The following is a 10,722-nucleotide window of genomic DNA, read 5'->3' as shown; positions in this document are numbered from 1 at the left end:
AAATCAGATGAACCGGGATCTAAACGGTGCTCGTGGGATCTTCCTTCGGGCATCGGTTGATACGCCTTGGTTGAAGTCAAACCTCAACTTATATATTTGTTAGCAAAAGTTAGCAAAAAAGTATCGGAAGAAGATTTAACCGCAGAGGGCGCAGAGGGCGCAGAGGGAGGAGGGAAAAAAGGAAGGTTGCCTCGAATTGCGATAGGGTTTGTGTTAAGGGTTTTGGTCTTTTGTACTGTTGAATTTTGAGTTTTTTAGTTCTATGACTTCTTCTACGTTAACTACTGTTGCACCTCAAACTTGGGTGTGGAAAGGTTTTCCGATTTGTTACCAGACTGCGGGAACCCAGGGACCTGCGGTGGTGTTTGTCCACGGTTTCGGTGCGTCTTGGGGCCATTGGCGCAAGAATTTGCCGGCATTGGCTGTTGATTGTCGCTGTTATGCGATCGATCTGATTGGTTTTGGCGCTTCTGCTAAACCTGTGCCGAAATTGGAAATTGACTATTCTTTTGAGACTTGGGGTCAGCTAATTGCTGATTTTTGTCGGGAAGTTGCGGGGGGGCCTGCTTTTTTGGTGGGAAATTCGATCGGCTGTGTGGCAATTATGCAAGCTGCTGTGGATTTTCCTGAGATTGCTTCTGCTGTGGTTTTGCTTAATTGTTCTTTGCGCTTGTTGCACGATCGCAAACGGGCCCAAATGCCTTGGTATCGCAGTTTAGGAGCGCCCATAGCACAAAAAGTTTTAAATGTCAAATGGATTAGTCAATTATTTTTCAAACAATTGGCCACGCCTAATACAGTGCGAAAAGTGCTTTTGCAAGCTTATCACCGTCCTGAAGCTGTTACTGATGAACTGATAGAAATGTTGTTGAAACCAGCGCGAGATCCTGGTGCTGTGGAAGTTTTTGTAGCATTTATTAGTTATTCTCAAGGCCCGTTACCGGAGGATTTGTTGCCTCGTTTGAGCTGTCCTGCTTTGATTTTGTGGGGTACGGATGACCCTTGGGAGCCGATCGCCCTTGGGCGGGAATTGGCTAAATACCCGGCGGTTGAACAGTTTATTCCTTTGGAGGGGGTTGGCCATTGTCCCCAGGATGAAGCGCCGGAATTGGTGAATCCTATTTTACTTGATTGGATTAAAGGGCGATCGGGATTGCCAGCAAATTAGTAGGATTGAACCGCGAACTTGTAGAGGACTGGATTGATAAGCTTAAAGAGGAAAAGCCGTCAAGCGAAGGACGGGGCTTTAGACCCGGTTTTTGGGTAAAAAGGACACAGCACTGCTGTGTCCCTACAAATACCATGTTTAAAACTATCGACCTGACTGAGACTTTTTACTCAACCAATCCTTGCCCAATCTGATCGTCACATCCGATTGCAAAGAACCGGTACTCTCAACCAAAACATCCCCAAAACCCACAGACTCGCGAATTGCTTCCGCACCTTTAATATCGCCATCTTGAGCCACAAAAGTAGTGACATCCAAGGGTTCTGGCCAATCTTTATAAACCTGAACATTCCGATAGCCAGCGCGAGTCAAAGTATTGACAAAATCTTCCACCGCAGCCTCATCGCCGGTACTATCTTGAATCGCCACTTTCAAAAAAGTCGCATCAGCATTCTCGATTTTCCAAGTATTTTGACCGAAGTCAAAATGTTCGGCCACCAGAGTTTCGATCGCATTTTGATCGGGCAACCAGTAACTAGCCTTATAGTCCTTGGCATCGCTGAACTTACCGGGAACCATCAACATTTGCACGCTAGAGCGATCGGTTTTCGTCGCAAAACCAGCCAAAGCCACTAATTCCTCAACACTCAAATTTGTGTCAATATGAGACTGAATTACCGACAAAATTTTGGGCAATCGAGAAAGCAAACCGACATTAACTTCCTGTTCCACAAAAGCGCGCATCAACAATTGTTGGCGCTGCACTCTACCGATATCCCCCAAATTGTCGTGGCGATAAAGCAAATAGTGTACGATTTGTTCGCCGTTTAGCTTCTGCTTACCAGCCTTTAAATCTATATATAAATGCTGGCTTTCATCGGTATATTTCATGTCTTTAGGGACATTAATTGTCAGGCCACCAAGGGCATCAACTAAGCTTTTTATGCCTTGAATATTGAGGGTGACATAGCGGTCAATTCCCACACCGCCCAGGAGTCCGCTGACCGATTTGGCTGAGGAAGCCGGACCGCCATAGTAATTAGCCTCGTTGATTTTCACCTCCCCCCTACCTTCAACATAGGTGCGGGTATCTCGCGGAATAGAAAGTACGCTTAATTTTTGATTTTGAGGGTCGAACCTAACCAGCAACATGGTGTCAGTTAACCCTTTAAAAGAGTTTTGCCACACATCGTATCCCTGTTCCTTGTCGGGATGGCCGTCAAGGTCGGAACTCAGAACCTTAAGTCCTAAAACTAAAATATTTACTGGGCGAGTGAGCTCTGGCATTTTCATGCTCAGCTTGGCCATATCCCCTTGAGAAAACACCGCCGCTTCTTCTGGGGTCAACTTCTGTTGCTGAAGCGGGGTTGTGGACAGAGAAACGGCTAGCAGTGCTCCGGCTGTGGCTGAGAGCATGGCGACTCCAGCTAAACCAAAACCAAATCCCAGCCAACGGCCTCGATGAGGCGGGGCAGATTTTCTGGTTGAGGGATTGGTGGCTGGTTGTTTGGTAGGGTCTTGATTAGGATTTGTTTGAGCTGGCACTGGCTTCCTCACACACAATAAGAATAAAAAAAGATAATGGCAATTTGTAGTATCAACCTGAAGAGACAATCAATCAATACGCTAAGGGCAGAAAATAACCCTAAATTATGATAGATGTTTGCCGACCAATCGTTCGGCTACGTGGCTAAGGCCGGGGAGCCAGAGTGGTTGGCGTCTCCAAAGCCGAAACATCAGACTGAGGCTGATGATGAAATAGCTGGTTGTCAACAGGCTACTCATTAATAACATGGGAAGTGTCCAAGATTCCGCAGAAATGGCTCCTGCTTCTAAAAAAATATGCCCTAACAGCCAACTTAAAGCTAGGGCAATGGCTAAACGGCTGACGGCTTTGTGTTCGGGGCTGCCCTGGTGGCGGTAAAGTTTCCACAGGGCAGGAAAAAAGCCGATGACGGGGATTAGTAGTACAAACAGACTTACTCGATCGAGTTCAGGATTTTCTAAGGGATCTCTGTTTTTCATATTTTTATCTACATTCGCAAGTTAAAACTTCCAACTCAAAATTCCTCAGCCCCCAGACCCACATTTTGATAAACTGGATACAGCCAAGGAGACAGGAGAACAGACGAAAGCCATGACCAAATCCCAAAAACCGATCGTGATTGCTCCATCTATATTATCAGCCGATTTTAGCCGTCTTGGAGATGAGATTCAGGCGATCGACAAAGCCGGGGCTGACTGGATTCACGTAGATGTGATGGATGGTCGCTTTGTTCCTAATATTACGATCGGACCGCTGATTGTAGAAGCAATTCGCCCCGTGACTAAGAAACCTCTGGATGTCCACTTGATGATTGTGGAACCAGAAAAGTATGTTGAGGACTTCGCTAAGGCTGGTGCTGACATTATTTCCGTTCACGCCGAACACAATGCTTCGCCTCACTTGCACCGCACTCTCGGTCAAATTCGGGAATTGGGCAAAATGGCTGGTGTGGTTCTAAATCCTTCGACTCCTTTGGAGTTGATTGAGTACGTGCTGGAACTTTGCGATTTGGTGCTGATTATGAGCGTCAATCCGGGTTTTGGCGGCCAAAGTTTTATTCCGACTGTGTTGCCAAAAATTCGCCAGTTGCGCCAAATGTGCGATGAGAGAGGTCTCGATCCTTGGATTGAGGTGGATGGCGGTTTGAAGGTGGACAATACTTGGCAGGTTTTGGAAGCGGGCGCAAATGCTGTTGTCGCCGGTTCTGCCGTGTTTAAGGCGAAGGATTATGCAGGGGCAATCGAGGGTATCCGCAACAGCAAGCGCCCGACTCCTGAGTTGGCCGCTGTTTAATTCCAAAATGCGATCGTGTCCGTCAAGTTACTCATAAAAAAAGTGGTTTGCCATCAGGACTAATAGTCATGATTAAAAAATGGAAGAGTAGATTCTTCCATTTTTTTTGTGGGCGATCGAGTAATATCGTTGACCGTTGCATGGTCATGATTTAACCGGACCTAGAACACAGAGAACACAGAGAGAAATGAATACAGGACGATGAAGAGAGGAATTGATCTAAAATTATGCTGTTTTACGATCGCACCAGCAACGTCAGCCGCACTGTATCCCCAATAAAGTGAGGAATGCGCCAGCTAAAGAGCCATTTTTTAATTGTTTTGAGCAACTCCACATCCGCCAAAGTCGAAGCATCAGCATCCACAACTATGCGACTGGCGCGCACCTTACCGAAGACAATTTCTAACACCAATTCGCCGCTTGTACCGGGCGGCACAGTCAGAGTTGCCAAGTGTTCGTTTAAACTATCGATCGCCTCTTCATCCAACCCCGCAGCGCTAACGACTTCTATAGGTAAAGGTGGTTTTTCTATAGGTGAAGGTGGTTTAGAGCGCGCGCGCTTCCGCTTTGAGGGTGCACTCGGGGCGCTACCGGGGGCTGGTGCGGACAATTTATACATCCGTTCTTCTAGGCGGTTAAATGTGATGCCGCGTGCTCTTTCTACATCTTCTTCATCAAATTCAAAATGGTCTGTAAACCCTGCAACAGGTGCATAACCTCCAACCATTTCCTGCATCATCCAGTCTGTGTTGCCACCAAATACACCCAGATATTCCACAGCTTCCGGCATTTCTACTGGCACGTTCATCGCGATCGATTCCGTACCCGGTTCGACGCGCAAATCATCGCTGACGGCCACAAAAGCCGTGTATTGCGACAAAAGCTGATAGGTTAGCGCCGTTTCTGTTACCGTTTCCACTCCCACCTTGGTTTCGTACTGCACCATCTGATTCATCAAATCTTTGATGCGATGTCGCCCCCAAAGTTGGGCAACTGCCGGATTGCCAGTTTCGGTAAAGTTCATTTCATAGGTTTGGACGTACTGGTGTCCGCCTGCGCTAACCCCTTTTATCTGAAGTTTTCCAGGTTGGCGATCGCCCTTTTTGCCAAATAAAACAAGCGGTTGTTCGGCAAATAAATCCGGCGCAACAGATGGATAAATTACCGGATTTTCGCCCTCTCCCTCCCAAGTAATTTCCAGATTTATTAACACCGGATTGTTGATTTGCCGGAAGAACTTTTCGACAAATTCGTTAACAGGTTCGTCGTGCCGAATAATCCGCGAGATTCCCCGCCCGATTTCCGCCATGCGATCGAGCAAAAAGCGATTTACGGAACTCCCCGCACCGAAACTGTACAGGCGATTCCCCGGTTTGAGATGCTGCTGCACTTCGGCGAAAATCTCGTTTTCGTTGCCGATGAAACCGTCGCTGAGGAGTACCACAGTGCGCAAGCGCCCGGATGGTGCGGGAAAATCGATCGCCGCGCGAATCCCGCCCAACATTTCCGTACCGCCACCAGCGTGGAGTTTGTTGATATAGGCGATCGCCTGTTGTCGATTTTCTGCTGTATTCGGTAGCGGTTGTTTTGACAGTTGGCGCACAGAGTTAGAAAAATCCAGAATCGAGAAAGTATCTCCTGGATTCAGCCCGTTAATAAATTGCCGCAACAATGCCTGACATTGCTGCAAAGGCGCGCCCGATTGCGAACCGGAAGTATCGACTAAAAATACGACATCTTTCGGCACAATTTCATCGATTTTGTACTCGATAGCCGGAATCAAGTAAACTGCAAAATGCCCGCCGCGATCGTCCGCTTGAGTTAATACCGTCGATTGGGTTTCTCGACCCGCAATTTGATAGCGCACTATCAAATCTTTGTTGGGAATTGTATCTGTATTTCCCAACTGAACGCGCACCTTCAGTCCGTTTTTTTGCTCGCTGACTGTGGAATCTTGGGGAGAGTCAAAATATTCAATTTGCAGTTGGTGGGAGGGGGAATTGACATTGCGAATCGGTACGCCCGCCTCAATTTCCAGCGTCACGCCGATCTCGTGTCGCGATCGCATTCCCGGTGGTAAAATCGGGGCATTCAGCCGCGACGCATCGGGGACAATATCAGTATCGGAATTAACTGTCATTGGGGCTGGGGCGCTGCCGCTAGCTGCTGTTTCATCCAGCGGCGTACCGGGAATATATCGCGGCCCAACTACCATCGGAAACACAAATTCATAATCCCCAGCGAGAAATTTCAAGCTGTCGGTATAGCGAATCGTGACCTCGATTTCTTCACCGGGTTTGATGTTGGCGAGGGATTGGGTGAAAATATTATCTCGCTCTTGTTCCAGCAAACCGGCTGTCCGCCCTTCTTGTTTGGCTTGTTCGTAAATTCGTTGGGCTTCTGCGCGTTTTTTGATGCTGCCTTTAATTGTGCGATCGCCAATTTTAATTTCCATCTCATCTACCGCTGCTTCGGCTGGTAGCGGGAAAATATAGATGGCTTCTAGCGGCTTGGTGAAAGGATTTTCAAATTTCTGCGAGACTTCAACTCGCGAGAGATTTCCGGCTATTTTGGCTCTGATTTCTGTCTGTTTCAGGGGAAAAACGAGTTGTTCTGCTTCGGGGGAACGCACGTATAATCCACTGGTGCGATCGGTTGGAGATGTCAATGATGGCATAAAAGTAGTCCTCCCTAGGTGAATAACAGTTGACAGTGGACACTTGACGGTTGGATTAAGGGAATCAAAATTATTTTCGGTTTTTTATGCTGTTTTTGCGATGTAGGATATATTGTATTATAATATCATACAATATGAAGTACGCAAGTGATGGAGGGATAAAAATGGCACGGATTTCAGCCCAACTCGTCAAACAGTTGCGAGATTTAACCGGGGCGCGGATCGGGGATTGCCAGCAAGCACTGACAGAAAATCAGGGCAATTTGGAAGCTGCGATCACGTGGCTGGGTCAAAACGACTTAATCCGCGCTCAAGCCTTACAAAGAAATGAAGCAACTCAAGGCATTGTCGAGTCTTATATTCATCATAACAAGAGCATTGGCGCGCTAATAGAAGTGAATTGCCAAACGGATTTTGTGGCTCGGTCTGCCACATTTCAAGAATTGGCAAAAAACCTCGCCATGCAAATTGCAGCTATTCCACTTGAGTCGGTTGAGGCCTTGTTGGAACAAACTTATATTCGCGATTCACAGGTTACTGTAAAAGTCCTGCTCGATCGCTATAGCGCTGTTGTAGGTGAAGCTATTCAAGTTAAACGTTTCTCGCGCTTTGAATTAGGTTGAGAGCGGGCCAAAGGACACGGCATTGCCGTGTCCCCACTGGTATCGATTTAGACCTCTACAAAATCGGTAACATTAATCAGCTCTGCTGCTACATTGGTGAGAGTAGCTAACAGTGCGATCCAAGGGGCGATCGTAGCAGATAACCTCTGTATTCTTCCCGTAACCAGAATTAACTTTCAAATTGCCAGTTGACAGGTTGCCAATCAAATCCACCACCATTGCGATCGCGCAAATGTCCGATACCTGGATAAGGAAAATGATAAGCAAACATTAACGTGCGATCGCGCGCAATTTTTTCCAGTACGGCTTGGCGAGTTGTGGCCGCCATCTCGCGATCGGCATCAAAAATCGGTTTCCAGCTTGGATTCCACAAATTAATTGTATTAGTGTGAACCGTATCGGCCGTATGCACCATCACCGCATTCCCCGATGCAATTCTAATCGCAACGTGACCGGGTGTATGACCGTAGGCAGGAATGGCTGTAAATCCCGGCAAAAACTCTTGGTTAACATCAAATTGAGTAACGCGATCGCGAATCAAACCTAACTGAGTTTTAGCAATCTCAATCATCTGCTTTTTCATGTCTGCCGGCCCCCCAAACTTGGGTAAATCCACCGAATTACTCGTCCAAAAATTCCACTCTTGTTTCCCGATGAAATAGCGAGCATTGGGAAATGTCAACCCGCTTTTCCCATTCAAACCACCCACATGATCGCCATGGGCGTGAGTCAAAATCACCGCAGTAATATCGCTAGGTTTAATCAGTGCCTGCTGCAAGTTGTCGATTAACTTGCCCACTGTTGCTCCATTCAACAAGCCACTGCCTGTATCGATTAAAACTTTGTTCTGTCCGGTATCCACCAACAGCACATTACAATCTAGAGTGAGCTTTTCCCCTTGAAAACCCTGCTGCAACACCCGATTAAACTCTTCTGGTGTGGCATTGCTAGCAAAGATGGCTGCGGGAACGCTCAAAGTTCCATCGCTAATCGAAATCAAGTTGAAGTTTCCCAACTTAAATCGATAGATGCCAGTATTGCGGGGCATCATGGGTCGAGCAGTTTGTGCCCATAAATTGCCGGTGATAGGTAGAGCGAAAGAGGTGGCGATCGCCCCTGTGAGAAAAGTTCGACGAGAAATAGGCATAGTTACAAATACTCTCGTTCGAGTCAAGGATGGTACCAATTTTGACCGAATATTACCTCATAATACTACTTTGTTTAGGTTATGTGACAACTTTTAACATTAATCAATAAAATCGTTAATTTTTAACAACACATTGCAGGATATTTTGCCCGATCGCCGCCAGCAGCAAAATTCCAAACAAAATTGCCCAACCTCAAATTCAGCCGGTGGAGTTCCTAACATGATTATTGAATGGGATATAGCGGAAAATTAACGAGAGCAATCGACCGGAAATCATATCAAATATAAAATCGAAAATCCATTGACTCATATCAAAACCGTTGACATCGGAATTATTATTTCTCTCCTCTCTTTCTCTGTGTCCTCTGTGTCCTCTGTGGTTTAATAATTCCGATACAACCGGAATGGAGATCGCTTGATTCAACTACTTACAGGATTGCAAAATCCGTAGCATTAATCAGTCCTGTGGACACATTGGTGAGAGTAGCCAACAGTTGACCGGAACTGGTAACTCGGATTAAAGTAGAATTATTTTCTACATTAATGCTCAATTGCGAAAAACTTAAACCGCCAATTAAGCCGATCGCATCCCTGCCACTTTGAAAGTCTAAAATAGTCTCGCGGCCGTTGTCGATACCTAAGATAAATCGATCGCTCCCAGTACCTCCAATTAAAGTATCATTCCCCTCATCTCCAAACAGCCAATCGTCCCCAGCACCGCCCAGTAAACTGTCTTCATCCTTACCACCGTTAAGAGTATCATTTCCAGCATCCCCGCATAAAGTATCCATACCTTCATTGCCAAACAGCAAATCATTGCCATCACCGCCACATATTTGGTCTTGACTGCCCGCAGAACCAACGGGCACGGGGCTGCCAATATCCCCGTAAATAGTATCCTCTCCGTCCCCACCACAGAGAGTATCGCTACCCTCATCACCAAACAACAAATCACTGCCCAAATCTCCCACGGCTAAATCATTACCTTTGCCACCATGTACGGTATCATTTCCATCGCCGCCAGAAAGGGAATCTGCGAGTGCTTCCCCATTCAAATAATCATCGCCACTGAGCCCAAATAGCAAATCGTGACCTGTAGAATCGATATCTAAAGAGTTAAGAGTGCCGCCGTATAAAGTATCGTTACCCTCATCGCCAATTAAAGTATCATTTTCCTTGTCTCCAAACATGATGTCATCATCTTTGCCACCGTAAACAAGATCATCGTTTTCCCCGGCAAAAATTACATCTTCCCCAGCGAGTCCATTGAGGTAATCATCGCCTTCATTCCCAAAAATCCCGTCGTCATCTTGGCCCGCGCCAATCCCGACATCGCTGTTAATTCCACCATAAATATTGTCATTCCCAGGGTTGCCAATTAGCAAGTCGTTGCCACCTAAGCCGTTGATATTGTCATTGCCAATCGAGCCCAGAAGCCTATCCTCATTTTCTATATCGTTGATGCTGCTATTTATGGTGTTGGGGCCACGAATATCAGTTTGGCTGGGGAAGGTTATTTGCTGGCAAATGCAATCTTCGTCTGGAGATTCTGGCGTGGGAGTGGGAGTGGGAGTGGGAATTGGAGTGGGAATTGGAGTGGGAGTGGGAGTGGGAGTCGGAGTGGGAATTGGAGTGGGAGTGGGAGTGGGAATTGGAGTGGGAATTGGAGTAGGAGTCGGAGTGGGTGACTGCAAGTCATCATTAGTAATAGTCCCCTGGCCAGTGGCTGTGGCGATAGTCCCATTGACAGGATTGCTGAGATTGACATTGAATGTTTCGTTAGTTTCTAACTTCCCATCACCATTGACAGGAACAGTAATTGTTTTGGTGGTTTCTCCGGCGGCAAAGCTGATACTTCCTGTGGTTGCTAAGTAATCGCTATCGGCGGTAGTGGCAGTGCCGTCGGCAGTAGCATAATTGACGGTGACGGTTTGGGGACTGGGATTATTTAAGCTGACAGTAAATACAGTATTTGTAGTGCCACTGTTGCCTTCTGTTACCGTGACATTATTAATACTGATGCTACTGGAAGAAGATGGAACATCATCATTAGTAATAGTCCCCTGCCCAGTGGCTGTGGCGATAGTCCCATTGACAGGATTGCTGAGATTGACATTGAATGTTTCGTCAGTTTCTAATTTGCCATCACCATTGACAGGAACAGTAATTGTTTTGGTGGTTTCTCCGGCGGCAAAGCTGATACTTCCTGTGGTTGCTAAGTAATCGCTATCGGCGGTAGTGGCAGTGCCGTCGGCAGTAGCATAATTG

Annotated in this window: 8 protein-coding genes; 3 read left to right on the top strand and 5 right to left on the bottom strand. The window is 46.7% G+C overall.

Features of this window, described 5'->3' with window-relative positions; genetic code table 11:
* The first annotated feature begins 262 nt into the window (after positions 1-262).
* Positions 263-1,168: an alpha/beta fold hydrolase gene (locus tag AAFP14_RS26460; RefSeq protein WP_341735136.1), complete on the top strand. Its 906-nt coding sequence runs from the start codon at positions 263-265 to the stop codon at positions 1,166-1,168.
* 144 nt (positions 1,169-1,312) lie between these two features.
* On the opposite strand, the gene AAFP14_RS26455 is transcribed toward AAFP14_RS26460, so the two are convergent.
* A complete protein-coding gene (locus tag AAFP14_RS26455; RefSeq protein WP_341735135.1) occupies positions 1,313-2,713 on the bottom strand; it encodes an LCP family protein in 1,401 nt (466 codons plus the stop codon).
* 105 nt (positions 2,714-2,818) lie between these two features.
* The gene (locus AAFP14_RS26450) at positions 2,819-3,193 is read right to left on the bottom strand and encodes a hypothetical protein (RefSeq protein ID WP_341735134.1); all 375 of its coding nucleotides are present in this window, start codon (positions 3,191-3,193) and stop codon (positions 2,819-2,821) included.
* A gap of 112 nt (positions 3,194-3,305) precedes the next feature.
* Between AAFP14_RS26450 and rpe the strand changes: the two genes are divergently transcribed.
* Entirely contained in the window at positions 3,306-4,007 is a 702-nt protein-coding gene (rpe, locus tag AAFP14_RS26445) for a ribulose-phosphate 3-epimerase (protein WP_340523381.1), read from the top strand.
* A 235-nt stretch (positions 4,008-4,242) separates the two neighbouring features.
* Here the strand turns inward: rpe and AAFP14_RS26440 are convergent, their stop codons facing one another.
* The gene (locus AAFP14_RS26440; protein ID WP_341735133.1) at positions 4,243-6,684 is read right to left on the bottom strand and encodes a VIT domain-containing protein; all 2,442 of its coding nucleotides are present in this window, start codon (positions 6,682-6,684) and stop codon (positions 4,243-4,245) included.
* Positions 6,685-6,848: 164 nt separating this feature from the next.
* Here AAFP14_RS26440 and tsf point away from each other — a divergent pair, with 164 nt between their 5' ends.
* Positions 6,849-7,307, top strand: coding sequence for a translation elongation factor Ts (gene tsf, locus AAFP14_RS26435; protein WP_341735132.1), 459 nt, complete (start codon positions 6,849-6,851; stop codon positions 7,305-7,307).
* A 169-nt stretch (positions 7,308-7,476) separates the two neighbouring features.
* On the opposite strand, the gene AAFP14_RS26430 is transcribed toward tsf, so the two are convergent.
* Together AAFP14_RS26430 and AAFP14_RS26425 are read right to left on the bottom strand one after the other, a co-directional pair.
* On the bottom strand, positions 7,477-8,454 hold the full coding sequence (locus tag AAFP14_RS26430) for an MBL fold metallo-hydrolase (protein ID WP_341735131.1): 978 nt from the start codon (positions 8,452-8,454) through the stop codon (positions 7,477-7,479).
* Positions 8,455-8,882: 428 nt separating this feature from the next.
* The coding region (locus AAFP14_RS26425) for a calcium-binding protein (protein ID WP_341735130.1) at positions 8,883-10,722 on the bottom strand (1,840 nt) is incomplete at its 5' end.

The organism is Microcoleus sp. EPA2, from assembly GCA_020882975.1.
Classification (GTDB): Bacteria; Cyanobacteriota; Cyanobacteriia; order Cyanobacteriales; family Microcoleaceae; genus Microcoleus.
Note: the sequence above shows the minus strand (reverse complement) of the source record. Positions and strands in the feature narration are given on the sequence as shown.

Excerpts from the sequence above, each read along its gene's own strand:
- AAFP14_RS26440 (WP_341735133.1), bottom strand. The coding sequence starts at position 6,684 with ATGCCATCATTGACATCTCCAACCGATCGCACCAGTGGATTATACGTG.
- AAFP14_RS26460 (WP_341735136.1), top strand. The coding sequence starts at position 263 with ATGACTTCTTCTACGTTAACTACTGTTGCACCTCAAACTTGGGTGTGG.
- tsf (WP_341735132.1), top strand. The coding sequence starts at position 6,849 with ATGGCACGGATTTCAGCCCAACTCGTCAAACAGTTGCGAGATTTAACC.
- AAFP14_RS26430 (WP_341735131.1), bottom strand. The coding sequence starts at position 8,454 with ATGCCTATTTCTCGTCGAACTTTTCTCACAGGGGCGATCGCCACCTCT.
- rpe (WP_340523381.1), top strand. The coding sequence starts at position 3,306 with ATGACCAAATCCCAAAAACCGATCGTGATTGCTCCATCTATATTATCA.
- AAFP14_RS26450 (WP_341735134.1), bottom strand. The coding sequence starts at position 3,193 with ATGAAAAACAGAGATCCCTTAGAAAATCCTGAACTCGATCGAGTAAGT.